This window comes from Cupriavidus sp. YAF13 (genome assembly GCF_052113425.1).
Lineage (GTDB): Bacteria > Pseudomonadota > Gammaproteobacteria > Burkholderiales > Burkholderiaceae > Cupriavidus.
Genome location: NZ_JBFRDD010000018.1, coordinates 98,362 through 121,616, shown reverse-complemented (window position 1 = coordinate 121,616; position 23,255 = coordinate 98,362). Strand labels below are relative to the sequence as shown.

Annotated in this window: 25 protein-coding genes; 17 read left to right on the top strand and 8 right to left on the bottom strand. The window is 65.6% G+C overall.

The annotated features are described in order from the left end of the window. Nucleotides 1–10: 10 nt before the first annotated feature. The 4 genes from flhF to AB4061_RS16795 are packed head-to-tail and all read left to right on the top strand — an operon-like array spanning nt 11 to nt 4,459. Entirely contained in the window at nt 11–2,452 is a 2,442-nt protein-coding gene (gene flhF / locus AB4061_RS16810) for a flagellar biosynthesis protein FlhF (RefSeq protein ID WP_441635676.1), read from the top strand. A 3-nt stretch (nt 2,453–2,455) separates the two neighbouring features. Continuing rightward, nucleotides 2,456–3,274 carry a MinD/ParA family ATP-binding protein gene (locus AB4061_RS16805; RefSeq protein ID WP_441635674.1) on the top strand — a complete coding sequence of 273 codons (819 nt, stop codon included), beginning with the start codon at nt 2,456–2,458 and terminating at the stop codon, nt 3,272–3,274. Nucleotides 3,275–3,314: 40 nt separating this feature from the next. Next, complete coding sequence (locus tag AB4061_RS16800) at nt 3,315–4,031, top strand: RNA polymerase sigma factor FliA (RefSeq protein ID WP_006162649.1); 717 nt, start codon at nt 3,315–3,317, stop codon at nt 4,029–4,031. Continuing rightward, the gene (locus AB4061_RS16795) at nt 4,028–4,459 is read left to right on the top strand and encodes a flagellar protein FlhE (protein ID WP_441635672.1); all 432 of its coding nucleotides are present in this window, start codon (nt 4,028–4,030) and stop codon (nt 4,457–4,459) included. Before AB4061_RS16800 ends, AB4061_RS16795 begins: the two co-directional genes overlap by 4 nt. A gap of 371 nt (nt 4,460–4,830) precedes the next feature. Here AB4061_RS16795 and AB4061_RS16790 read toward each other — a convergent pair whose 3' ends face one another. The 3 genes from AB4061_RS16790 to flgA form a co-directional block, all read right to left on the bottom strand. Then, nucleotides 4,831–5,289 (bottom strand): flagella synthesis protein FlgN, encoded by a 459-nt coding sequence (locus tag AB4061_RS16790; protein WP_441635670.1) that lies wholly within the window; start codon nt 5,287–5,289, stop codon nt 4,831–4,833. A 54-nt stretch (nt 5,290–5,343) separates the two neighbouring features. Then, nucleotides 5,344–5,649 carry a flagellar biosynthesis anti-sigma factor FlgM gene (gene flgM / locus AB4061_RS16785; protein WP_183033945.1) on the bottom strand — a complete coding sequence of 102 codons (306 nt, stop codon included), beginning with the start codon at nt 5,647–5,649 and terminating at the stop codon, nt 5,344–5,346. Nucleotides 5,650–5,816: 167 nt separating this feature from the next. Beyond that, nucleotides 5,817–6,536 (bottom strand): flagellar basal body P-ring formation chaperone FlgA, encoded by a 720-nt coding sequence (gene flgA / locus AB4061_RS16780; RefSeq protein ID WP_441635667.1) that lies wholly within the window; start codon nt 6,534–6,536, stop codon nt 5,817–5,819. A 222-nt stretch (nt 6,537–6,758) separates the two neighbouring features. Here flgA and flgB point away from each other — a divergent pair, with 222 nt between their 5' ends. The 12 genes from flgB (at nt 6,759) to AB4061_RS16720 (ending at nt 19,882) form a co-directional block, all read left to right on the top strand. After that, a complete protein-coding gene (flgB, locus tag AB4061_RS16775) occupies nt 6,759–7,169 on the top strand; it encodes a flagellar basal body rod protein FlgB (protein ID WP_416051536.1) in 411 nt (136 codons plus the stop codon). 7 nt (nt 7,170–7,176) lie between these two features. Beyond that, nucleotides 7,177–7,584: a flagellar basal body rod protein FlgC gene (gene flgC / locus AB4061_RS16770; RefSeq protein WP_006162655.1), complete on the top strand. Its 408-nt coding sequence runs from the start codon at nt 7,177–7,179 to the stop codon at nt 7,582–7,584. A gap of 14 nt (nt 7,585–7,598) precedes the next feature. Continuing rightward, nucleotides 7,599–8,270: a flagellar hook assembly protein FlgD gene (locus AB4061_RS16765; protein WP_441635665.1), complete on the top strand. Its 672-nt coding sequence runs from the start codon at nt 7,599–7,601 to the stop codon at nt 8,268–8,270. A gap of 56 nt (nt 8,271–8,326) precedes the next feature. After that, nucleotides 8,327–9,568 carry a flagellar hook protein FlgE gene (flgE, locus tag AB4061_RS16760; protein WP_441635663.1) on the top strand — a complete coding sequence of 414 codons (1,242 nt, stop codon included), beginning with the start codon at nt 8,327–8,329 and terminating at the stop codon, nt 9,566–9,568. 50 nt (nt 9,569–9,618) lie between these two features. Further along, on the top strand, nt 9,619–10,362 hold the full coding sequence (gene flgF / locus AB4061_RS16755; protein WP_416051539.1) for a flagellar basal-body rod protein FlgF: 744 nt from the start codon (nt 9,619–9,621) through the stop codon (nt 10,360–10,362). 51 nt (nt 10,363–10,413) lie between these two features. Continuing rightward, nucleotides 10,414–11,199 (top strand): flagellar basal-body rod protein FlgG, encoded by a 786-nt coding sequence (gene flgG / locus AB4061_RS16750; RefSeq protein ID WP_043356996.1) that lies wholly within the window; start codon nt 10,414–10,416, stop codon nt 11,197–11,199. 2 nt (nt 11,200–11,201) lie between these two features. After that, nucleotides 11,202–11,879: a flagellar basal body L-ring protein FlgH gene (gene flgH / locus AB4061_RS16745; RefSeq protein ID WP_370564869.1), complete on the top strand. Its 678-nt coding sequence runs from the start codon at nt 11,202–11,204 to the stop codon at nt 11,877–11,879. A gap of 14 nt (nt 11,880–11,893) precedes the next feature. After that, on the top strand, nt 11,894–13,027 hold the full coding sequence (locus AB4061_RS16740; RefSeq protein WP_416051540.1) for a flagellar basal body P-ring protein FlgI: 1,134 nt from the start codon (nt 11,894–11,896) through the stop codon (nt 13,025–13,027). 2 nt (nt 13,028–13,029) lie between these two features. Continuing rightward, on the top strand, nt 13,030–14,052 hold the full coding sequence (flgJ, locus tag AB4061_RS16735) for a flagellar assembly peptidoglycan hydrolase FlgJ (protein WP_441635660.1): 1,023 nt from the start codon (nt 13,030–13,032) through the stop codon (nt 14,050–14,052). 215 nt (nt 14,053–14,267) lie between these two features. Continuing rightward, nucleotides 14,268–16,181, top strand: coding sequence for a flagellar hook-associated protein FlgK (gene flgK / locus AB4061_RS16730; RefSeq protein WP_441635658.1), 1,914 nt, complete (start codon nt 14,268–14,270; stop codon nt 16,179–16,181). 37 nt (nt 16,182–16,218) lie between these two features. Further along, nucleotides 16,219–17,451: a flagellar hook-associated protein FlgL gene (gene flgL / locus AB4061_RS16725; RefSeq protein WP_441635657.1), complete on the top strand. Its 1,233-nt coding sequence runs from the start codon at nt 16,219–16,221 to the stop codon at nt 17,449–17,451. A gap of 625 nt (nt 17,452–18,076) precedes the next feature. Beyond that, nucleotides 18,077–19,882, top strand: coding sequence for a methyl-accepting chemotaxis protein (locus tag AB4061_RS16720; protein WP_441635655.1), 1,806 nt, complete (start codon nt 18,077–18,079; stop codon nt 19,880–19,882). Between the two features lie 143 nt (nt 19,883–20,025). Here AB4061_RS16720 and AB4061_RS16715 read toward each other — a convergent pair whose 3' ends face one another. The 4 genes from AB4061_RS16715 to AB4061_RS16700 all read right to left on the bottom strand — a co-directional run bounded on the left by AB4061_RS16715 (nt 20,026) and on the right by AB4061_RS16700 (nt 21,885). Next, nucleotides 20,026–20,187 carry a hypothetical protein gene (locus tag AB4061_RS16715; RefSeq protein WP_441635653.1) on the bottom strand — a complete coding sequence of 54 codons (162 nt, stop codon included), beginning with the start codon at nt 20,185–20,187 and terminating at the stop codon, nt 20,026–20,028. 26 nt (nt 20,188–20,213) lie between these two features. Beyond that, nucleotides 20,214–20,588 carry a hypothetical protein gene (locus AB4061_RS16710; protein ID WP_441635651.1) on the bottom strand — a complete coding sequence of 125 codons (375 nt, stop codon included), beginning with the start codon at nt 20,586–20,588 and terminating at the stop codon, nt 20,214–20,216. 89 nt (nt 20,589–20,677) lie between these two features. Continuing rightward, a complete protein-coding gene (locus AB4061_RS16705; RefSeq protein WP_441635649.1) occupies nt 20,678–20,866 on the bottom strand; it encodes a hypothetical protein in 189 nt (62 codons plus the stop codon). Then, complete coding sequence (locus AB4061_RS16700; RefSeq protein ID WP_441635647.1) at nt 20,854–21,885, bottom strand: phage tail tube protein; 1,032 nt, start codon at nt 21,883–21,885, stop codon at nt 20,854–20,856. The genes AB4061_RS16705 and AB4061_RS16700 overlap by 13 nt, the downstream gene beginning before the upstream one ends. Nucleotides 21,886–22,070: 185 nt before the next feature. On the opposite strand from AB4061_RS16700, the gene AB4061_RS16695 reads away from it, so the two are divergent. After that, nucleotides 22,071–22,256, top strand: coding sequence for a hypothetical protein (locus tag AB4061_RS16695; protein WP_441635646.1), 186 nt, complete (start codon nt 22,071–22,073; stop codon nt 22,254–22,256). A 131-nt stretch (nt 22,257–22,387) separates the two neighbouring features. On the opposite strand, the gene AB4061_RS16690 is transcribed toward AB4061_RS16695, so the two are convergent. Then, on the bottom strand, nt 22,388–23,209 hold the full coding sequence (locus AB4061_RS16690; protein WP_441635644.1) for a hypothetical protein: 822 nt from the start codon (nt 23,207–23,209) through the stop codon (nt 22,388–22,390). Nucleotides 23,210–23,255: the final 46 nt, after the last annotated feature.

Below are 23,255 nucleotides of genomic sequence, written 5' to 3'. Positions count from 1 at the left end.
GTTTCGCAAAATGAGCGTAGCTAAATTCGTGGCGGCCAATGGCCGCGAGGCCTTGCGCCAGGTGCGCGAGGCGATGGGGCCGGATGCCGTGGTGCTGTCCAACCGCACCGTCGAAGGGGGGGTGGAGATTGTCGCGATGCGCGACACCGATCTCGGCGCCATCTCCAGCAACGCGCCCGTATTCACGCCGCCGCCGGCTGCCGCGGTCGCCGTCGACGGCGCCCTTGGCGACCTGCGCGGCGAGCTGCAGACCATGCGCGCCATGATGGAGCGCCAGTTCTCCGGCGTGGGCACGCACAGCCTGCCGTCGATCGGCGGAGACCCGTTGCGCGATTCGCTGTTTACCTGGTTAGTGACCGCTGGCTTCTCCGGGCAGCTCGCCCGTTCGCTGCTGGGTCACTTGCCGCTGGGCCATGACCGGCCCGCCGCCATGACCTGGATCCGCCAGGAGCTTGGGCGCAAGGTGCCGGTGCTGAACGACGAAGATGCGCTCTTCGCCCAGGGCGGCGTGCTGGCGCTGGTGGGTCCCACCGGCGTGGGCAAGACCACCACCACCGCCAAGCTTGCCGCGCGCTTCGTGCTCAAGCACGGCCCGGAACGCCTGGCGCTCCTGACCACCGACACGTTCCGGATTGGCGCGCACGAGCAATTGCGCATCTACGGCGACATCCTTGGCGTGCCCGTGCATGCGGTCAAGGACGCGGCCGACCTGCGCTTCGCGCTGGCGGCGCTGACCGAGAAGCACCTGGTGATCATCGACACCGTGGGCATGAGCCAGCGCGACCGCAACCTGTCCGAGCAGATCGCCATGCTGGCTGGCGTGCAGGCGCCGGTGCAGCGCATCCTGCTGCTCAACGGCGCCAGCCACGGCGACACGCTCAACGAAGTCGTCCACGCCTACCGTCACGATGCCACGCCCGATGGCGGCATCGACGGCTGCATCGTCAGCAAGCTGGATGAGGCCACGCACCTGGGCTCCGTGCTCGACGTGGTGATCCGCCACCGCTTGCCGGTGTACTACGCCTCCACCGGCCAGCGCGTGCCCGAGCACCTTGAGCTCGCCAACGGCGCGGCCCTTGTCGAGCGTGCCTTCCAGACGCCGCGCCGCGGATCGGTGTTTGCCGACGCGCAAGCCGCGCGCCGCGCCATGCCCGCGCAGGACGATAGCGAAGCCGCGCGCACCGCCAGCCCCGGCGGCGCCGACGGCATGCTGCGCTCGCTGACGGACAGCGCCAACGCGGTGGGCGATTGCGTGGAGCAACTGAACGCTGGCAGCTATAGCTTTGAACTGGTCCGCTCGCTGTGGCAGCAACGCAATGAGAGCGCATCCTCGCCGCGCCTGATGGCGCAGCAAGTGCGCGAGGCCGCCTGCCGCGACCTCGCCCGCCATTGCGACCGCTTCGTGCTGTCGCTGAGCGCCACGGTGGCCGCACCGGTGGCGGGACGGCGCGCGCCGCGCCCCTGGCAGCACACGCTGTTCCTGGCGGACCGCGACGGCCTGCCGCTGGCGGCCGCTGCCGCACCCGCAGGCCGCACCGGCCCGGCGCTGCAAGGCGGCCAGGGCGGATGGGAAGCCGATGCCGCCACGCTGTGCGCCGCCATCGCCGCCGCCCGTACCGTGGTCAACGTACTCGACGCCATGCCTGCCGCCCCTGTGCTGGCACGCTGGCAGCAAGCTGGCGAGCGCTGGCTGGCCACCGCACGCAAGACCACCCGCGTGGCCAGCGGCGGTGCCGCCGTCAAGCTCGATGCGCTGGCCGAGACGCTGACCTTCCACGCTGTGCAAGACATGGACTATCGCGGCCGCGATGCGGTGCAGTGGATCGCCCAAAGCCCGGTGCGCGTGCTCGAAGGCCAGGCACGCGGCGCCCGCGCCGCCGCCGAGGGCGGCACCGATGCCGGCTTGCTGGTGTCGCGCGTGGTCGACCGCGAGAACGGCCAGACGCTCGCCGTGCACTACCTGCTGTGCGACCCGGCGCTGTCGGCCGAGGGCGCGCAACTGGCACGCTGGGCCCGCTGGGCCGAAGCCGGCGAAGCGCAACTGCGCACCCTGCGCCATGCGCTGGACCACCTTGGCCAAGGCGACGGCGGCCATGAACCCGCACAGGCCGAAGCGCAGGCCTGCGCCCGCTTGCTCGCGCTGCAGATGGGTGTGGCCGCGCTGCGCCTCGAGCAAGCCTGCGATGATTCGGTCGCCGCATTCCTGGCGCGGCTGACCGGCCGCGCGCCGGCTCGCCAGGCTTGCGGCGCAGCTGTGCTGGTCGAAGGCATCGGCCGTTTGCTGGCCTTGCTCGACGTGCTGGAAAACTATCCCGCCCGCAGCGGCCGCGCCACGCAGCCCGCCGTTCAGGAAGCGCCGCCGGAGACGTTGCAACTGGGCGGCGCCGGGGGCGTGCTCGAGGCGCGCATGAGCGCAAGCCGCGTGTTCGAGACGCTGGCGCAGGGAGAATAAGCCGTGAATTCACTCGCAACCGACCAGGCGGAAAGCCTGCGGCGCATGTTGGCGCCACGCGCCACGCGCCGCGTTGCCGTGGTCGCAAGCGATGCCGGTGCCGGGGCCACCACGGTGGCACTGGGGCTGGCCAACGCCCTTGCCCTGCAAGGCGAACGCGTACTGCTCGTCGATGAGGACCGCTTCGGCGCCCGCGCCACCCGGCTTGCCGGCGCCATGCCGGAAGGCACCCTGGCCGCGGTGCTGGGAGGCGCGGTGACGCTCGACGCAGCGCTCGGCAAGCGTCCCGCCGGCACCGTTGCTGTGCTGCCGGGCAGCCCCCAGGCCAATGGCGACCTGCAGTTGCTCAAGTCGTTTCGCACCGTGCTCAGCGATGCCCGCAGCGATGCGGATGGCGGCTTGTCGCAAATGGCTGGCGCGGCGCATAACCTCATCGTGGTGCTGCGCGCGGAGCCGGCCTCGATCAAGGCCGCATACGCGTGCATCAAGCAGCTCAATCACCTGTACGCCTGCCGGCGTTTCCACCTGGTGATCAATGCCGCCGCCGGGGACGCCGCCGCCAGTGCGGTGCTGGGCAACCTGGCCCGTACCGCCAGCCAGTACCTTGGCGTCGAGGCCAGCCCCGCGGGCAGCCTGCCGCACGATCCGCTGGTCGAGCGCAGTACCGCATTGGGCCGTTGCGTGGTCGAGGCCTTCCCGGCCGCGCCCGCCACCGCCGCATTACGCCGAATTGCCACAGGCATTGCCAGCTGGCCAATGTCCACCGATCCCCGTTCAACCCTGTCGGCACCAATGGCGCCGACGGCCACGGCCCTGGCCTAAGCGCCGGGACCTGCAAGCTAGGACTCACGAGAATTCCACCATGTATACGATTCAGGGAAAGCTCGAACAGACTGATACCGTGACGGCGCATGCGTCGCTGGTGCGTCGCATCGCCTTGCAACTGGCGGCCAAGCTGCCTGCCAGCGTGCAGCTCGATGACTTGATCCAGGCCGGCATGATCGGTCTGCTCGACGCCGCCAAGCGCTATGAAGACACCCACGGTGCGCGTTTCGAGACCTACGCCAGCCAGCGCATTCGCGGCGCCATGCTCGACGAGGTGCGCGCCAACGACTGGCAGTCGCGCAGCCTGCGCCAGTTCACGCGGCGGATCGAGCGCACCGTGCGCGGCCTGGAGCAAACGCTGGGCCGTGCGCCGCTCGATTCCGAAGTGGCCCAGGAACTGGAGCTGCCGCTGGACGAATACCAGACGCTGCTCAACGAGGTCTATGGCTGCCAGCTGCTGCACTATGAAGACTTCGAGCGCTCTGGCGAAGAGGACTTCCTCGACCGGCACCTGAGCGTGAGCGATGACGGCAACCCGCTCACGGTGTTGATGGAGAGCGGCATGCGCGAAGCGCTGATCCGCGCCATCGAGCGCCTGCCCGAGCGGGAGAAGCTGGTGCTGTCGCTGTGCTATGACCAGGAGCTGAACCTGCGGGAAATCGGCGCGGTGCTGGAAGTCACCGAGTCGCGTGTGTGCCAGATCCGTAGCCAGGCGATCACACGGCTGCGTTCGCAGTTGCGCGGGTTGCTGTGAGCTACTGGCCCAAGCGCTTCGCCGCGTTGACGCTCGCCGTGGCGTGCTGCCCGGCACTGGCAGCGCCTGGCGGGCAGGCGCTGCATAGCTGGTCGGCTTCGGTGAACGGGCCTGCGCTGTACAGCAAAGGCCTGCGTACCGTTTCCGTCCCGATTTCACCGACCGGCTATTTGCCGCAGGCGCAGGGCGCAATCACGACAGTGCGGTGGCGCTATAGCTTCTCGCGTACGCCGCCGAATGCACTACAGGCTTACCTATGCAATGCGCAGCGGTGTGTATTGCTTTCGGGGGCTGAGGGGCTGACCGAGGCGTTTAGCGGGGATGACGCTGCCAAGGGCTTTGTGTTTGCCTTTCAGGTGCCGGGGAAGGGGGCGTTGACGCCGGTCTTGATTGGGCAGGCTAACGAGGTGACGGTTGGGTTTCGGTGAGGGGGGCTTAACCGCAACCGCTTAACCGCAACTGCAACCGCAACTGCTTAACTGCAACTTCAACTGCAGTTTCACCACCCCTGCGGGGCGGCGACCTACTTTCTTGTCTCGCCAAGAAAGTAGGCAAAGAAGGCGACCCGGATGCGGCGAGGCGCCGCATAGCGGGAGATTCAAACCATCACGGCTCGCTTCGCGTCGCCCCTGGGTGTTCCCCGCCTTGGGGGCGGGTCACACGGCTAAACCGAGGCGTTGGCCTATCCCCCCCTGCTGGTTTGCTTCCCTCTCCCACTTGTGGGAGAGGGGCCGGGGGAGAGGGCGGGCACTCGCAAGAACGAGATGCCACAAACTACCCAACTCAACCGCTATCCAACTCAACCAGTCGCCAGACTGACCCCTTGCGGCCCGTTCTGCGCGCGCCCGTCGCGCCCATACAGCGTTGTGTTGTCACCCCGTTGCCGCAACGCCAGAATCGCTTCCTCGGTGAACTCGAGGTGCGCATCCACAACCGCGGCATTCAGCGCATTGGCGTCGCTTGCAGCGCGTGCCGCAAACACCAGCGTCCGCCATGCGGCTTCCACCGACGGATCGATCTGGCGCCCGAACAGCTGGCCGCCCGCGCCGGTGCGAATTCCCATGGCGCCCATCTGCGCCTCGCGTGTGCGTGTCAGCGCGCCCAGCAATCCGGCCAGTTCGACCTTGCGTTCCAGCACCCCGGCAAGGGCCTGGTAATCGCCGGCCTTGATCAGGCTTCTTTCTTCGCCCAGCAAGGTGGCGAACTCCTGCGCGAGCTCGGTTTCGCGGCGCAGGTTCTGGATCAGGGACTGGCTCATGGCTTGCCTATCTTGGGGTGGGGTTGGCGATGCGGCCCGTAGCAAGCCGCGATGTCAGGCGCCGCCGCTGAGTTCGCGCAGGGACGCGAGCAGGCCGTCGGCGATCTTGCTTGGGTCGATCTTGATGCGGCCTTCGGAGATGGCCTGGCGGATCTCTTCGACCTTGGCGGTGTCGATATCGTCGTCATGGTCTTCTACCATGCGCGCGCCGATCTCGCGCACCTGGGCCGACAGGGGGCTGCTGACGCGCACGCTGGACGTCTCCGGGGCAGCCGTCGATCCGGGGGCGCCGGCCACGCTGCGCACGGCGCCGTCGATGGCGTCGCTCGGCCTCGACGAGGTGGTCTGATTGATCTTCACGATGATTCCTTGCTGGGTACCTTTGGCTTATCGGATGCTTCGGGCGAAACTTTAGGTCGAATTGCGACGCCGCGGCGCCGTTTTTCCGGCCCCGGAGCGCGCGGTATTGTCTCATGAGCCCGCCCATGAGACGCATGCGCAACTCCAGGCGTCGCCGTCCCGATTCCCTATTGCTGCAGCACCACCGTGTCGCCGTTGCGCACCAGCGCATTGACCACCTGACCGCTCTTGAGCCGCACCTGGACGTTATTGCCCACTGCGGCCTCGGCCATGACCTTGCCTTCGCTGCTGAGCTGGAACGAATCGCCTTCCACCAGCACCGTCACGTTCTGGCCCTGGCGTACGGCAATGGCTTTCTTCAGCAGATCCATCCGCATCGGGGAACCCGCCGCGATGCGGTTGGCCGCCACCGCGCCGCTCACCTGAGCGGGATCCGTCACCACCGCGCGCGGCAGCGACGCCAGGTCGCCCTGGCGGACTTCCATGTCGGCCGCATCGATGGCCTCGCCGGGCATCAGGTTGCGCCCGGCCACATAGTAGTCGGCCACCACCGACACGCGCGCTTGCACGTAGCGGGTCCAGGGACGTTCGCCGGCGCAGCGCACGCCGACCGAGACCCGGCCCCAGGGGGACGCGCCCGGCGGCAGGAACGGCTCGGGCAACGGGCAATCCGGCGCGCGCCCGCCCGAGGGCGGCACCACCTGGATGGTGGCCTTGCCGGGCAGGCCGGCAGTCTGGCGCTCAAGGAATTGTTCGACCGCGGCGCGCACCGGGTCTTCGGGATACGGCGAGGGCGGCGCCGCGCCGGCGCTGCCGGCCAGCGTGCCGCCAGCGGCCAGCACGCAGAGCAGGGCGCGCGCCGCGGTGGCGCGGAAACGAGGGTTCATGTGTACATCCAGGCAAGGAAACGACGCGGGCCGCACCGCGAAAGCGGGTGCCGCGTGCGTGTCAACGGGTCCTATTGTAGGCAGCCCCGCGTTCTTGCTCGAGTCGAAATGCGCGGTTTTCTTTGCCCTATTCGTGCGATTGGCATGACGGGGCCGCCCCTAAGATGGCACACCTGAAGAAGGTCGACCTTCGTTGCTCTCCCCCTCCAGCGAGACACAGACATGATTGACAGACTCGATGCGGCGTTGCGCTTCCAACAAGAAGCGCTGAGCTTGCGGACCCAGCGGCAATCGGTGATTGCCTCCAATATCGCCCACGCCGACACACCCGGCTACAAGGCGCGCGACTTCGATTTCTCCAGCACGCTGGCGCAAAGCGTCGAGCGCGGAAAGCAAGCCGAAGGCGTGTCGCTGTCCACCACCTCGGTGCGCCACTTGCCGGGCGTGACGTCTGCGTTTGCCGACAAGATGCAACTCGACTACCGCATCCCGATGCAGTCGAGCATCGATGGCAATACCGTCGAGATGGACACCGAGCGCGTGGCCTTTGCCGACAATGCGGTGCACTTCGAGTCCGGGCTGACCGTGATGAGCGCCAAGATCAAGACCATGCTGTCGGCCATCCAGCAGTGAGCACGCCATGCCAGCAATGAACATCTTCGAAGTCGCCGGTTCGGCCATGGCCGCGCAGTCGCAACGCATGAACGTGACCGCGTCCAACCTGGCCAATGCGGACAGTGCGGTCGGCCCTAACGGCCAGCCCTACCGCGCCAAGCAAGTGGTGTTCGGCCTTGCTGCCACGCCGGGCCAGAACGACGTGGGCGGCGTGCAGGTGGAGGGCGTGATGGAGGATCCGTCGCCCCCGCGCATGGTGCACAACCCCACGCATCCGCTCGCCAATGCCGACGGCTACGTCACGATGCCAAACGTCAACCCGGTGGAGGAGATGGTCAACATGATCTCGGCCTCGCGTTCCTACCAGGCCAACGTGGAAGTCCTCAACACCGCCAAGAACATGATGCTCAAGACGCTGACCATCGGTCAGTAAAACCGGGATACGCAATGACCACGACCTCTTCCACAAGCAGCAGCACCAGCGCTGCCGGGATCGCCAATACCCTGCAAAGCGGCAGCGCCTCCGCCGCCGACCTGCAGAACAGCTTCCTGACGATGCTGGTCACGCAGATGAACAACCAGGATCCGCTCAACCCGATGGACAACTCGCAGCTGACCTCGCAGCTCGCGCAGATCAGCCAGGTGAGCGGCATGCAGACCTTGAACACCACGCTGAACTCGCTGCTGTCGCAAGTCAGCGCGAGCCGCGCAATGGATTCGGCGGCGCTGATTGGCCACACCGTGATGGTGCCGGGCAATGCCACCACGGTGGCCAGCGGCGTGCCGGGCCAGATCGGCGTGGACCTGCCGGCGACCGCCGACGCGGTCACGGTCAGCGTGCTCGACAAGGACGGCAACGTGGTGCGCACCATCGACATGAAGGGCCAGACCGCCGGCGTGCACGACATCGCCTGGGACGGCAAGAACGACGCAGGCGTGGCGGTTGCCGACGGCGACTACAGCTTCAAGGTCGCCGCCACCGCCAACGGCAAGAGTGTCGCGCCGGTCGCGCTGGTCTACGGCAAGGTCAACAGCATCAGTGGCGACTCCACGGGCGTGCTGGTCGACATCGGCGGCGGCCGCACCGCGCCGGTCGACGGCGTTCGCCGCATTCTTTAATCACGTGGCCACGCGCGAGACGCGCCGGCAGGATGTCAGGTAACTAGGAGAAAATCATGGGTTTCGGTCAAGGGGTAAGCGGCATCAATGCCGCCGCATCGAATCTGGACGTCATCGGCAACAACATCGCCAACGCCAACACGGTCGGCTACAAGCAATCGACCGCGCAGTTCGCCGACGTGTACGCCGGCACCAAGATCGGCTTGGGCACGACCGTGAATTCGGTGGTGCAGTCGTTCAACCAGGGCAATATCGAATCGAGCGGCAGTGCGCTCGATGTAGCCATTACCAATGGCAACGGCTTCTTCCGCCTGACCGATTCCTCGGGCTCGGTCTTCTACTCGCGCAATGGCCAGTTCCAGCGCCAGCAGGACGGCAGCATCACCAACGCGCAAGGCCTGAAACTGACCGGCTACCCGGCTGGCACGACCGGCGGCGGCGCTGTGCAGCCGCAGCCGCTGGTGGTGCCGAACACCACGATGGCCGCCAAGGCGACCACCACCCTCGGCATCTCCTTCAACCTGAACTCCGGCAGCACCGTACCGACCACGCCGTTCGCCAGCACGCCGGCCGCGCTGCCGACGTCGAGCATGTACAACTACAGCTCCGGCGTCACTGTCTATGACTCGCTGGGCAACGCCAAGCAGCTCACCGCGTACTTCTCCACGGGCACGCCCGGCGCGGGCACGTTCCCGGCAGCGGGTGGCGGCGGCACCGACTGGACGATGAACCTGACCGATGCGGCGGGCAATGTGGTTGGCGCGCCGGTCACGCTCAAGTTCGACTCGAAGGGCACACTGCAGTCGCCGGCCGCCGGCGCTACCACCGCCATCAACATTGCCGCCGCCAACGGCGCGGCACCCCTGGCCATCGCGATGGACCTGACCGGCACGACGCAGTTCGCCGGCGCCAACGACACCAAGCCGCCTGTGCAGAACGGCTATACCGCGGGCAGCCTGCTGGGCTTCGCGATCCAGCCGGATGGCACCATCCTTGGCAGCTATTCGAATCAGCAGACGCAGGCGCTGGGCCAGGTCGTGATGGCCGGCTTTGGCAACGTGCAGGGCCTCAAGCCGGAGGGCAACAATGTGTGGTCCGCGACCGGCGCATCGGGCCAGGCCGTGGTCGGCGCGGCCGGCGGAAGCCTTGGCACGCTCAAGTCCAATGCGGTGGAGGCATCCAACGTGGACCTGTCCGGCCAGCTGGTCAGCCTGATCGTGGCGCAGCGCAACTACCAGGCCAACGCGCAGACCATCAAGGCGCAGGACACCGTCATGCAGACGCTGGTCAATCTGTAATGCGCAGCGTTGGCAAGACGAGCCGCACGGACAGGAACTAAAGGGACGCCATGGACCGCATGATCTATACCGCCCTGTCGGGGGCCAAGCAGACGCTCGACCAGCAGGCCGCGGTGTCCAACAACCTGGCCAATACTTCCACGCCGGGCTTCCGCGCGCAGGTCAACATGTTCCGCGCGGTGCCGGTGGTGGGGCAAGCCTCGCCAACGCGCGCATTCACGCTGGCGTCCACGCCTGGCGCCGACTTCAAGGCCGGCCCGCTGACCTACACGGAGCGCCCGCTGGACGTGGCGCTGCAGGGCAACGGCTGGCTGACGGTGCAGGCACCGGACGGCACGGAAGCCTACACCCGCGCCGGTTCGCTGCAGGTGTCGGCGGACGGGCAGCTGGTTACCAGTACCGGCTTGCAGGTGATGGGCGATGGCGGCCCGATTGCGGTGCCGCCTGGCGCGCAGGTCACCATCGGCAGCGATGGCACGATCACCGCGCGCGGCCCTGGCGAGACCTCCGCGGGCCTGGCCCAGGTGGGCAAGCTGCGGCTGGTGAATCCACCGCCCGATTCGATCGCCCGAGGCGACGATGGCCTCTTCCGGCTGCGCCCCGGCGCGCAGCCGCTGCAGGTTGACGCCAATATCCGCGTGATTTCCGGCGCGATCGAAGGCAGTAACGTCAACCCGGTCGAGGCGATGGTCGACATGATCGCCAACGCCCGCCGCTTCGAAATGCAGATGAAGATGATCCAGGGCGCTGACACCAACGATCAGCGCGCTAATCAACTGCTCTCGAATAACTGAACTTTGAATTGATGTGCTGCCGCGGCTCGCGGCAGCCTTGTGAGGACAAACATGATCCGCTCTCTCTGGATTGCCAAGACCGGCCTCGATGCGCAGCAGACGCAGATGGACGTGATCTCGAACAACCTGGCCAACGTCTCCACCAACGGCTTCAAGCGTGGGCGTGCCGTGTTCGAGGAACTGATGTACCAGACCGTGCGCCAGCCCGGCGCATTGTCTTCGGACCAGACCACGCTGCCGTCCGGCCTGCAGCTGGGCACCGGCGTGCGCCCCGTGGCTACCGAGCGGATCCATACCCAGGGCAATCCGCAGCAGACCGGCAACAGCAAGGACGTGGCCGTGATCGGCCAGGGCTTCTTCCAGGTCACGATGCCCGACGGCACCACCGCCTACACGCGCGATGGCTCGTTCCAGACCGACCAGAACGGCCAGCTGGTGACGTCCAGCGGCTTCGTGATCCAGCCCGCCATCACCCTGCCGGCCAACTACACGGCGCTGACGGTTGCACGCGACGGCGTGGTCTCCGTGACCCAGCCCGGTTCGAGCGCCAACGTGCAGGTCGGCCAGCTGCAACTGGCTACCTTCGCGAACCCGGCCGGCCTGGAGAGCCTTGGCGAGAACCTGTACGTGCAGACCGATGCGTCGGGCGCGCCGAACACCACGGTGCCTGGCCTGAACGGCTCCGGCACGCTCCAGCAGAACTACGTCGAAGCGTCCAACGTGAACGTGGTCGAAGAGCTGGTGAGCATGATCCAGACCCAGCGCGCCTACGAAATCAACAGCAAGGCCGTGCAGACCTCCGACCAGATGCTGCAGCGCCTCACCCAGCTGGGATGATCATGATTGCCTCGCTGACTCGCCTGGGCGCGCTTGCCCTCTGCTGCTTCGCGACAGGTTGCGCGATGATGCCGCGCGAGCCGCTGGTCCAGCTGCCGACCTCCGCGCGGGCAGAGCCGCGCGCGCTGGCGCCGGCGAGCGGATCGATCTACCAGTCGTCGTACGCGGGCAATCCGCTGTTCGAGGATCGCCGGCCGCGCAACGTGGGCGACATCCTCACCATCGTGATCAGCGAGAACGTCAACGCCAGCAAGAACTCCGGCACCAATGCCAGCCGCACGTCCAACAGCGCGCTGGCCTTCGATGCCGTGCCCAGGGCGCTTGGCGGGCTGTTCAGCAGCGCTCAGAACGCAACCATGAGCGGCGCCAATGCGCTCAAGGCCAGCGGCGGCGCCAGCGCCACCAACACGTTCAATGGCACCATCACCGTGACCGTGCTGGAAGTGCTGGCCAACGGCAACCTCATCGTCTCCGGCGAAAAGCAGATGGCCATCAACCAGGGCGCGGAATACATCCGCTTCTCCGGGGTGGTCAACCCGCGCACGATCACCGGCGACAACGCGGTGCCGTCCACGCAGGTGGCCGATGCGCGCATCGAGTACACCGCCAAGGGCTATATCGACGAAACGCAGAACATGGGCTGGCTGCAGCGTTTCTTCCTCAATGTTTCACCGTATTGATCACTGACCGCGTCATGTCCCTGTCTTCGTTCCCCGCCTCGCGCAGCCGCATCGTCCGCGCTCTCTTCCTGGCGCTGACGCTGGGCCTGCTAGCAGGCGCGTCGCACGCGGAACGGCTGAAGAACCTGGCTAACTTCCAGGGCGTGCGCGACAACCCGCTGGTGGGCTACGGCCTCGTGGTGGGGCTGGATAACACCGGCGACCAGACCATGCAGACGCCGTTCACCACGCAGAGCCTGACCAACATGCTCTCGCAGCTCGGCATCACTCTGCCGGCCGGCAAGAACATGCAGCTCAAGAACGTGGCGGCGGTGATGGTCACTGCCACGCTGCCGCCGTTCGCTCGGCCCGGCAGCCAGCTCGACGTGGTGGTGTCGTCGATGGGCAATGCCAAGAGCCTGCGTGGCGGCACCTTGCTGATGACGCCCCTCAAGGGGGCCGACGGCCAGGTCTACGCGATCGCGCAGGGCAATATGCTGGTGGGCGGTGCGGGCGCGTCGGCCAACGGCAGCAAGGTGCAGGTCAATCAGCTGGCGGTGGGCCGCATTGCCAATGGCGGCATCGTGGAGCGCGCCGTGCCGGCGTTCCAGCCCGAAGGCGGCATCCTGAACCTGGAGCTGCGCGAAACCGATTACGGCACGGCCGAGCGCGTTGTCGAGGCGATCAATCGCGCGATGGGTGGCGGCGTAGCCAGCGCGCTGGACGGCAGGGTGGTGCAGGTGCGCACGCCTGCGGCCCCGAGCGCGCGGGTGGGCTTCATGGCCCGCATCGAGAACATCGAGGTCACGCGCGCCAAGGCCGCCGCCAAGGTCATCCTCAATGCGCGCACCGGCTCGATCGTGATGAACCAGGCCGTGACGGTGGACGACTGCGCGGTGGCGCATGGCAATCTGTCGGTGGTGATCAACACCCAGCCGGTGATCAGCCAGCCGGCGCCGTTCAGTGGCGGGCAGACGGTGGTGGCGCCGGTTTCGCAGATCAACATGAAGCAAGAGGGCGGCGCGCTGCAGATGGTCAAGGCCGGCGCCTCGCTGGCCGCGGTGGTCAAGGGCCTGAACGCGCTGGGCGCGACGCCGGCCGACCTGCAGACCATCCTTGAAGCCATGCGTGCCGCGGGTGCGCTGCGCGCGGACCTCGAGATCATCTGATCATGTCAGCTAGCCGCGTGGCCGCACAGGCCGAACTCTCGCAACGCTTCGCCCTGGATACGCAAGGCTTTGAAGGCCTCAAGCAAAGCGCCCGTACCGGAGCCACCCCGGAGACGCTGCGCACCGCCGCGCGCCAGTTCGAGGCGGTGTTCACGCAGATGGTGCTCAAGAGCATGCGCGACGCCACGCCGCAGGATGGCCTGTTCGACAACGAGCAGACCAAGCTGTACATGTCGATGATGGACCAGCAGCTGTCTCAGCAGATGTCCACGCGCGGCATCGGCCTGGCCGACGTGATGGTGCGCCAGCTCGCGCGCGCCAGCGGCGCGGGCCTGCCGCCCGAGCTCGCCGGCGYGGCCGCCAAGCAGGCGGCCGTGCAGGCGGGCATGGACGACGCGGCCCCCGGCCTTGCGCGCACGCTGGACATGCGCAACGGCGACGCGGACGCGCCGCGTGCGGGCAGCGTGGTGGCCGGCACCAGCTGGAACCCCACCGCGGGCCTGCGCCAGTACCAGTCGCAAGACACCGGTGCCTGGCAGGGCGGCAATGCCGTGTTGCCGGAAGACACACCGGCCCACATCAGCGCCTTCGTTTCCCGCATGGCGGGGCCGGCGCAATCCGCGGCGCGCGCCACCGGCGTGCCGGCCAAGCTGATCCTGGGCCAGGCGGCGCTCGAATCCGGCTGGGGCCGGCGCGAGATTGCCTACCCCGACGGCAGCACCACCTTCAATGTCTTCGGCATCAAGGCGGGCGCCAACTGGAAGGGCCAGGTCGCGGAAATTACCACCACCGAATATGTCGACGGCCAGCCGCAGAAGGTGCGCGCGCGCTTCCGTGCCTACGGCTCGTACGACGAAGCCTTTGCCGACTACGGGCGCTTGCTGAGCAACAACCCGCGCTACGCCGAGGTATTGGCGGCGGCCACGCCGGACGACGCGGCGCGGGGCCTGCAGCGGGCCGGCTACGCCACGGATCCGGCTTACGGCGAAAAGCTGGTCCGCATCATGCGGAAAGTGCCTGTCTGAGCGCATGCCGCGCCCTGGCCGGGCGCACGCCGACCGGACGCAAATTGTCGGCGCCGCGCACTAAAGTCTCCTTGTACTTCTGCCGTTACTTACATCATTCACCGCCGTCCATGTCCGGCAGCGGCGAACCGGCATCGAAGGCTCCGCGAGCAGCGGCCACGGTGCACGGATCGCCCGGTTGGGCACACGGCAGCCACCAGATGCGGGGTTAGAGCATGTCTCTCTTCAATATCGGACTTTCCGGCCTGAACACGGCGCAGAACGCGTTGACGACGGTTGGCCACAATATCAGCAATGCCACCACGGCAGGCTATACGCGGCAGAACACCATCATTGCGTCCGCGGGTGGCCAGTACACCAGCAGCGGCTTTTACGGGCAGGGCTCCAACACGACCACGGTGGTTCGCGTCTATGATGAATTCCTGACGGGTCAGCTGCGCAACGCCCAGTCCGCCAGCGCCCAACTCTCGACGTACTCCGCCCAGATCGGCCAGATCGACAACCTGCTGGCCGACCAGAAGGGCGGCATCGCGCCGCTGATGCAGAAGTTCTTCGCCGCCGTGCAAGGGGTGTCGGACACGCCGGCGGATCCGGCCGCGCGCCAGAACATGATCAATGCCGGGCAATCGCTCACCGGGCAGATGCGCGCCGCCAATTCCTACTTCCAGCAATTGCGTGACGGCGTCAATACCCAGGTGCAGAGCTCGGTAACGCAGATCAACGCCTACTCCCAGCAGCTTGCCAAGCTCAACGACCAGATCACGCGGGCTACCGCTGCCGGCGGCGGCCAGCCGCCCAATGACCTGCTCGACCAGCGCGACCAGCTGGTCTCGCAGCTGACCCAGCTGGTCGGCGTCAAGGTGGTGCCGCAGGACAACACATATAACGTGTTCGTCGGCAACGGCCAGCCCCTGGTGATGGGTTCGAACTCCTATGACCTGAAGGCGGTGCAATCGTCGGCCGATCCCTCGCGTACCACGATCGCCTACACGCAGGCCAACGGCAACGTGACCGAGATGGACGAGAGCACCCTCACCGGGGGCTCCGTCGGCGGCTTGCTCAAGTTCCGCACCGAGTCGCTGGATCCCGCGCAGAACGCCATCGGGCGGCTGTCGGTGACGCTGGCCCAGACCTTCAACGACCAGCATAAGCTCGGCGTGGACCTGACCGGCCAGATCGGCGGCAACCTGTTCAAGCTCGGCACGCCCGTCACGCTGCCCAAGAGCTCGAATACCGGCACCTCGCTGGTATCGGCCAGCATCAGCAACACGTCGCAACTGACCACCAGCGATTACACGCTGACCTACGACGGCACCAACTACTCGCTCACGCGCATGTCCGACAACAAGGTCGTGGCTACGCAGGCGGGTGCTACCGCCACCTATCCGCTGACGCTGTCGGCGGACGGCGTGGACGTCAAGATCCCGACGGCGATGTCGGCCAATGATTCCTACCAGATCCAGCCGACCCGCAATGTGGCCGCAGGCATGGACATGGCCATTACCGATCCCGCCAAGATTGCCGCCGCGGGCCCGCTGCGCGTCAGTGCAGGCACCACCAACACCGGTACCGGCACGGTCAAGGTCAGCAATGTCGCGCAAGGCTTCAGCCTGCCCGCTACCACGATCACGGCCAAGTACAACGGCGCCAATTACGTCTTTACCGATGCGACTGGTGCACCGGTCGTGCCCACCAGCGGCCCGACCCCCAGCGGCACTGCCACGCAATACTCGTTCAACGGTGTCACGGTCAGCTTCGACGGCACGCCCAAGACCGGCGACACCTTCACGCTGGCGCCCAACCTGAGCGGCGTATCCGACAACGGCAACGCGCTCACGCTGGCCAAGCTGCAAACTACCAAGACCATCGGCGGCGTGTCGAGCTATAACGACGCCTTCGCGCAGCTGGTCAACGACGTCGGCAGCCGCGCCAAGTCGGTGCAGATCGCGTCGACGTCGCAGGACAGCGTCACTACCCAGGTGCAAACGGCGCAGCAAGCCGTCTCGGGCGTGAACATGGATGAGGAAACGGTCTCCATGCTGCGTTTCCAGCAGCTCTACCAGGCCAACGCCAAGGTCATCCAGACTGCCACCACGCTGTTCGACACCATCATCGGTATCGGCCGCTGATCGCTTCTGAAGACCCGGATCTCCTAAAGGAACAGACATGCGCGTTGCAAGCTCCACGCTCTACCAGCTCGGCCTGGCCTCGATGAACAGCCAGCAAGGCTCGTTGCTGCATGTGCAGCAACAGCTCGGCACCGGCCGCCGTATCCTGACCCCGTCCGACGACCCGGTGGGCGCGACCCGGGCGCTGGTGGTCTCACAATCCAGCTCGGTCAACGACCAGTACGCCACGTCCCGCAAACAGGCCAACACCAACCTGTCCATGGAGCTGAGCTCGCTCAACAGCGTCGTCACCACCGTCCAGAACATCCAGACGCTGGTGGTGCAAGCCGGTAACGGCACCATGAGCGCCGCCGACCGCGCCTCGGTCGCCTCGTCGCTGCAGGACTCATACAACCAGCTGCTCGGCCTGTCCAACGCCGACGACGGCAACGGCCAGTTCCTGTTCGCGGGTTACCAGTCGTCCACGCCGCCGTTCGCGAAGAACGGCAGCGGCGCGGTGGTCTATGGCGGCGATACCGGCCAGCAACTGCTGCAGGTCGACGTTGCCCGCCAGATGCCCACCAACGACAACGGCAACGCGATCTTCATGAGCGTGCAGTCCACCGCCACCTACGTTGCCTCCTCGCCCACCACCAATACGGGTACCGGCGAGTTCAGCGCGATCTCGGTGACGGATCCGACCAACGCGTTGTACGGCCACAGCCTCTCGCTCAATTTCGCCACCGATGCCGTCACCGGCAAGATGCAGTACCAGGTAATGGACCAGAGCGCCGCGCCGCCGGCCGCCGTGGGCGCCCCGGTGAACTATGTCGACGGCGCCGGCATCTCGGTCGGCGGGCTCTCGCTGTCGATCAAGGGCACGCCCAAGGATGGCGATGTCGTCAACCTGCAACCCGCGAAGCAAGCCGGCACCGACATCTTTGCCAACCTGCAAAGCGTCATCAATGCCCTGAAGCAACCGATCGTCACCGACACCGACCGCGCCACCCTGGCCAACGCGCTGGCCACGGCAAACCGGCAGATGGCCAACTCGCTGGACAACGTCAGCACGGTGCAGACCTCGGTCGGCTCGCGCATGAATGAGCTCGATGCGCTCGACACTATCGGCACCAACCGCGGGTTGAACTACAGCCAGACGCTGTCGGGCTTGCAGGACCTGGACTACTACTCGGCCATGACCGAGTACTACCAGCGCCAGACTTCGTTGCAGGCGGCGCAGCAGTCGTTCATGCAGATCCAGGGGATGAATCTGTTCAAGTACCTGGGGTAAGCGCGGGATTTCAGCGGCTGGTGAGTTGTTAGGAAACAATAAAGGTCATCGCGTCAGCGCAACAAAACCCGAAACTGTAAATCGCCCCAAGAGCCTTGTACCATAAGGTTCTTGGGGCTTTATTGCTTGGGACCCTCTGATGCCTCGGTATCGTGCTCAGCACTGAAGCGTTTGCGCTTGTAAGAGGTCCCGTTTCTGAGGCGTAGCCGCACAGCCTGTGCAGCGCCAGCGCGATTGCGCCCGTCCATCTCCCGAACGCATATTTTGAGCTGAGCACCCGTATTCTTCGAATACCCCCGAGTTTGCCGGCTGCCGAGTCAAAGGCGGAAAACGCTCGCGAGGGGTCTCCCGCCAACTCCAGCCCGTCGCCTTTGCACATCTGATACCCAGGGTACCGTCAGTCCCCCGGCCGCCCATCGCTCTACCCGAGCGAGGAACAGGTTCCACCCCACCCTCGGACCCAGCGTAGGGCACTCGCGCCGGTTCTTGCCGCCGGCCTAAAGTTACCCACTCGGTTGCCGTAGTTAGCTCTGTGGTACCTAAGACCGGCCGATGCCGTGGTCTCAGGCACCGCGATAATGCCGTACTCAGACCGACTCACCCAGGTAACTTCACTCTCTTCGGTATGACCGCATCCTCGCTCCGCACCCGCATCGCACTGATCATGTCCGCCACGGTTGTCGGCGCTCTCGCACTCTCGGGTGCCGCCACCTATGGCATCGTCCGCGCAAATATGACGGCAACAATGGAGAGCGACCTTAGCGCCATCGCCAGTGGCAACACGCTGGCGATCGAACAATGGGTCGCCGCCAAGGCTTTGGCCGTCAAGACTGCAGCGGAGGTCGTGGAGAAAGGCGACCCCGCTGGCTTGGTCAAGTTTATGGGTGATGCCAACGGCTTTCCCGTGACCACCATCGGGTGGAGCGACAAGTCATACTACTCGAGCAGCAGCACGACGCCGAAGGACTACGACCCCACCGCGCGCCCTTGGTACAAAGCGGCGCTGGCCGCGGGCAAGCCGACTGTGACCAAGCCGTATGGAGATGTCTCGACTCGAGTGCCATACGTATCCTTTGCGGCGCCACTCATCCGTGACGGTGCGGCAATCGGCGCCGTCAGCGGCGCAGTGCCACTGGACGGCGTGCGAGAAGTCGTGAAGGCGATACATCCAACGCCTTCGAGCTTGGCCTTCGTCGTAGCCAGGGATGGCCAGGTAATCGCCCACGCCGATGCGAATCAGATGCTAAAGCCGGTCAGCGAGGTGACAGCCGCACTGACGCCGGCCGCGCTCGAGAACCTGGTTCGGGCTAGTGCGCCGCTAGAAGTGGAAATCCAGGGCGTGCCGAAGCTGCTAAAGGCCCAGGCTGTCGCCGGCACCGATTGGTATCTGGTGATCGCGCTCGATAAGGCCGAAGCCACCGTAGGCCTGCGCCACGTCGTAAGCGCCATGGGCATAGCCTTGGTCCTGCTTACCCTGGCTGCGCTCGGCATTGCCACCTTCTTTACCGCAAAGGCTCTGCGCAGGCTCTCCAGCGTACGTGACGCGATGGATACCATCGGGACTGGCGGGGGCGACTTGACCCGCCGGCTGGATGTCGTGGGCAATGATGAGGTGGCACAGATATCCGCGTCGTTCAACGCCTTCGTAGAGAAGATCGGCGCCGTGTTGGTCGACGTGCGTGCCGGTGTGCAGGGTATGACCTCGGCAACTGGCGAGATCGAGGCAGGTAATCGCGACCTATCCCACCGCACAGAAGCCTCAGCCAGCAATCTGCAGGAGACCTCGGCAGCCTTGACCCAACTGGCATCGAGTGTGAAGCAGACTGCGGAAGCGGCCGAGCAGGCAACGCAGTTGGCGGCTGATGCCAGCGCCACCGCGGCGCGCGGCGGCGAAGTTGTCTCTGGCGCTGTGCGCATCATGGACGAGATCGCCAAATCGTCGGGGCGGATCACGGAAATCATAGGCGTGATCGATAGCATCGCCTTCCAGACCAATATCCTCGCGCTTAACGCGGCAGTCGAGGCGGCGCGTGCCGGGGAACAGGGCCGCGGCTTTGCCGTGGTGGCTGGCGAGGTGCGGACCCTGGCTCAGCGCAGTGCCACAGCTGCCCAGGAGATCAAGGGGCTCATCGAAAGCTCCGTAGCCAGTGTAAGCAGCGGCACCGAGCGCGTCCAGGCAGCGGGCTCGACCATGACCGAAATTGTCAAGGACATCGAGCACGTTCGACGCATCATTACTGAGATACACGGTGCGGTGAGCGAGCAGAACACAGGTATCGGACAGCTCGACCAGAGCGTGTCAGAAATGGATCAAGCCACGCAACAGAACGCTGCGCTGGTGGAGGAGTCTGCGGCAGCATCATCGATGCTTAATGATCAGGCACGGGAGCTCGCGCGAACAGTGGCACGATTTCAATTGCGCGAGGCATAGCACGGTTACGGGCGAACGCTTCGCCAAGGCGCGGGGCCAGAGTAGGAGCATACCGAGGGCAGCAGTGACGGCGCCGATGACGACCGGCCAGCCAATGAGTTTCGCCAGCGCAGCGCCGCCGGCAATGGAGGAGGAGGGTTCCATTACGCTCCCCGCCGGCTGGTGTGCATCGCCTTCACGATGGCGGCACAGGTCACGAGCGCGGCGTCGGTGGCGCGAGCCAGCAGGGCGGCATCGTGGCCGAACTCCTTGTAGGTGTTCTGGGCGAACGCGGCTACGGTCTCTTGGTATTTCGGGGAGTTCATGTGGCTCTCTTGTTACTTGAGGATGTTCACTTCGTGAGGAGCGTCAGGGCCTCCTGCTCGGTGATGGCAAGGTCGTACTTCGTCGCGAGCGACAAGGCGAAGTGCTGGGCCTGCGCTGGGCCAACGACCGCGAGTTGCGCGCGGTACGCTTCGACCTCGAAGCACTGGCGCCACTTACGGCTGAAGTGGTAGACCAAGCCGCTGCAGTCTAGCCAGCGCCAGAACTGCCGCACGTGGGCCTGCTCATGAACGATCAAGCCCGGCGATGTGCCCGGCCGCACTAGCACCAGCGGGCCAAGGCTGTAGGTGCCGACGAGGTCGTCTACTGTGCCGGTGACACCGGCGATGATGCGCCCGACGCCGGTCAGCGAGCCATCCGCAAAGCGCTCCATGCGCAGCACGCTGTCGCGGATGATCTCTGCCCCGATGTCGCCTTGCTTGTTGGCGACGTCGGTGTAGTCGATGAGGTGTCAAGACACACGTTGTTCACTTAGGAGTCAGACCATGGAAAAGTCTGCACCCTGAATAACCCTAGGGTGGGGTATTCGCGCAGCTTGTCCGCGTCGTGCAGGACTTCTGGGGGGATGGACTTGTGCAAAAGGTCCTCGTCGATCGACACATCGAGGCGCGGGTGGATAGCGCGCTTGACGAGCCGGCGAAGGTCGTTCAGGAAGTCCATGTCCGCCAGGATAGGCTGGATGGCCGGCTCCAGCGGGGAACTGGCATACGCGGAGCGCAGGTCCTGGTCGAGCGAGACATAGAAGAAGGTGGCGATGTCGAGATTGGCCTCATCGGAGCCGACCTGTTGGACCTGGGGTACCACTCGATCTGCGCGACCGAGATCGGCACTAGCTGCTTCGGCAAGCGACCCGTGTCGAGCACGAGTTCAAGCGAGCATGCGCCTTCGATGATGATCTCTTTGCCAAGCGCCTCAGACGTCGAGCGCAGCGAGCCCACCTTGGCGAAGCCGTCGGCGTAGTCGGGGATGACGTCGATCGGTGCGCCGCCTTCCCAGATTTGGCCGACGCCGGTAGCGGCGTTGTGCACGTCGAACGTTTGCGATGCGATAAGCGCGCCAGGCAGCGCGGTAGTAGCCGCGGAGATGGCGTCCTTGCCCATAAAGTCGAGCGTGCCGTTCGTCAGGGACTCCGACGCGAACTGCAGCGACAGCTTGCTGACCGTCTGACCGCGATACGTCAGGAACTGGACGATGTCGGCGAACGCCTTCTCCAGCGTGAACGACGGCTGGGTGACACCGTTGGTCAGGCGCGAGGTCTGCAGCACGGAGTTGGTCAGCGACGCGGCGACGGTGGCCGGGGTCGACGGGGCCAGCGTGATGACAGTTGCGGTCGGCGACACGGTCGACGACACGCGGAACAGCTTACCGTTGTTCGGGTCCGACGGCGTGCCGGTGGTAACGAAGCGGAGCCATTGACCCCGCTGCAGCGTGGTGACCGCCGAGTTGCCCGTCAGTGCCGCGGACGCGGTGATGGTGCCAGCCGCCATTGCAGCCGTGAACGTCGCGCCAACGCGCGCGGGGCCGTACGCCGCGAAGGTGCTCTGCAGCGCGGCTTCAATGAACGGGTCGTATTCCTTGTACTGCATGTGGAAGGGGACCGTATCGCGCAGACCAATGGCGCGGGTGCGCGGCGGGTTCTTGCCAATCGAGACGGCCACCGCATAGGGAGCGCCGCGCACGAACTCTTGGAAGTCGCCATGGTGCTGCTGGTCGGCATGGCCGTACCAGGAGCCGGCCTTGTCGGCCAGCTCGGCGTACTCGCTCGATGGGCTGTTGATGCCGATGTTCCAGTTCGCTGCCAGGTTGCCCGATCACTGCGGCGAGTTCTCCACCAGTTCACGAAACACCGTGACGGTGACCCGATATGACGCCGATCACCTTGCCCGAGACCTTCAACATCGACGACCTGCGCCGCACCGTGAACAACGTGGCCGCCACCGACCAGCGCAAGAACGGCGCTGGCTTTGTCAGCGCTCGCGCGGAAGCGCACAAGGCCGTCCTTCAGGCTTGTGCGCGCCAAGCCAAAGACTTCGCGCAGCGATGCGGTTGATGGTCGATGCGCTGTGAAATGAACAACCTGGTCTCCCTAAGGAGAGCGCAAGCGAATATCCCTGCCCGCGCGAGGCTGCCCTATTGCGGCAGAGCAGCCGATGCCGGATGCCTTTGTGAGGGAAAACTGGGCTACTTTACGGCCACTGTGGCTTGGGCGGAAGGGGCGGGAGCTTGTACTGAGCCAGGAGAGCTGCCGGCACCTTCCCCCGCTGCCTTGGCAAGATTGGCGGCCTTCTCTGTGTCTTTCAACTCCAGCTTCTTTGTGTTGACCGCGGCGAGCAGTTGCTCCGCGAGGCTTGCCATCTGGAGACCTTGCTGTCGGATTTTCTCGTTCTGCGCGGTGACGTCAGCTCGAAGCTTCGTTCGTTCTTGCTCATCTGTGGTGGCCGCTAGAGCGGCGGCGGCCTCATCACGTTTTGCAGCAGCAATCAGATTCTCAGATTTCTTCTCTTCGATTCTCTCTGCGATCAGCTTCGCATCGTTCTCAAGGGCCTTGTCAGAGCCAAGGCGGAGAGCAGTGTCAATGATCTTCTGGTAGAGCCCAACTATCTGCTCGGCCGAGAGCCTGTTGTTCTGAGCTACTTCACAGACACGGAAAAGAGCTTCACGCGAGAATTGGATCATCTGTGATCTCTCGGCCAGCTTCACTGCGCTGACGGCGAGATCTCCTTTCGCCTGAGGGGTGATATTCGCTGATGAGAGTTTTGCGTCCAAAGACGTAGCGAACGAGAGAGCGACGTCCGGGGCCGGCTCGGCGCAAGAGGTGGGGGAAGGGCTGGAGGTGCCGGCGGAGGAATGAGCAAAAAACGAGCCTCTTCGGCTCGCGTCGTAGTCAAACCAGTAGTTCTTGCTCGAATCCAATTCGTGGAGCCGGGCCGGCGGTGTAAATATCGAGCACCCGGAGATCAATGCAGTCAGAAGACCGCCAGCAGCTAAGGATGAGGTCCGCATTGGATTTGCTCCGTTCAGTGTGTGCTGGCAGTTTCGCGACTCGCGA

Bases quoted from the DNA above. Each gene is read 5' to 3' on its own strand.
- AB4061_RS16800 (WP_006162649.1), top strand. From the start codon at position 3,315: ATGTATACGATTCAGGGAAAGCTCGAACAGACTGATACCGTGACGGCG.
- flgK (WP_441635658.1), top strand. From the start codon at position 14,268: ATGTCTCTCTTCAATATCGGACTTTCCGGCCTGAACACGGCGCAGAAC.
- flgE (WP_441635663.1), top strand. From the start codon at position 8,327: ATGGGTTTCGGTCAAGGGGTAAGCGGCATCAATGCCGCCGCATCGAAT.
- flgB (WP_416051536.1), top strand. From the start codon at position 6,759: ATGATTGACAGACTCGATGCGGCGTTGCGCTTCCAACAAGAAGCGCTG.
- flgH (WP_370564869.1), top strand. From the start codon at position 11,202: ATGATTGCCTCGCTGACTCGCCTGGGCGCGCTTGCCCTCTGCTGCTTC.
- flgL (WP_441635657.1), top strand. From the start codon at position 16,219: ATGCGCGTTGCAAGCTCCACGCTCTACCAGCTCGGCCTGGCCTCGATG.
- flgG (WP_043356996.1), top strand. From the start codon at position 10,414: ATGATCCGCTCTCTCTGGATTGCCAAGACCGGCCTCGATGCGCAGCAG.
- AB4061_RS16695 (WP_441635646.1), top strand. From the start codon at position 22,071: ATGACGCCGATCACCTTGCCCGAGACCTTCAACATCGACGACCTGCGC.
- AB4061_RS16720 (WP_441635655.1), top strand. From the start codon at position 18,077: ATGACCGCATCCTCGCTCCGCACCCGCATCGCACTGATCATGTCCGCC.
- flhF (WP_441635676.1), top strand. From the start codon at position 11: ATGAGCGTAGCTAAATTCGTGGCGGCCAATGGCCGCGAGGCCTTGCGC.
- AB4061_RS16740 (WP_416051540.1), top strand. From the start codon at position 11,894: ATGTCCCTGTCTTCGTTCCCCGCCTCGCGCAGCCGCATCGTCCGCGCT.
- AB4061_RS16790 (WP_441635670.1), bottom strand. From the start codon at position 5,289: ATGAGCCAGTCCCTGATCCAGAACCTGCGCCGCGAAACCGAGCTCGCG.
- flgC (WP_006162655.1), top strand. From the start codon at position 7,177: ATGCCAGCAATGAACATCTTCGAAGTCGCCGGTTCGGCCATGGCCGCG.
- AB4061_RS16715 (WP_441635653.1), bottom strand. From the start codon at position 20,187: ATGAACTCCCCGAAATACCAAGAGACCGTAGCCGCGTTCGCCCAGAAC.
- flgF (WP_416051539.1), top strand. From the start codon at position 9,619: ATGGACCGCATGATCTATACCGCCCTGTCGGGGGCCAAGCAGACGCTC.
- AB4061_RS16705 (WP_441635649.1), bottom strand. From the start codon at position 20,866: ATGGACTTCCTGAACGACCTTCGCCGGCTCGTCAAGCGCGCTATCCAC.
- AB4061_RS16690 (WP_441635644.1), bottom strand. From the start codon at position 23,209: ATGCGGACCTCATCCTTAGCTGCTGGCGGTCTTCTGACTGCATTGATC.
- AB4061_RS16765 (WP_441635665.1), top strand. From the start codon at position 7,599: ATGACCACGACCTCTTCCACAAGCAGCAGCACCAGCGCTGCCGGGATC.
- flgA (WP_441635667.1), bottom strand. From the start codon at position 6,536: ATGAACCCTCGTTTCCGCGCCACCGCGGCGCGCGCCCTGCTCTGCGTG.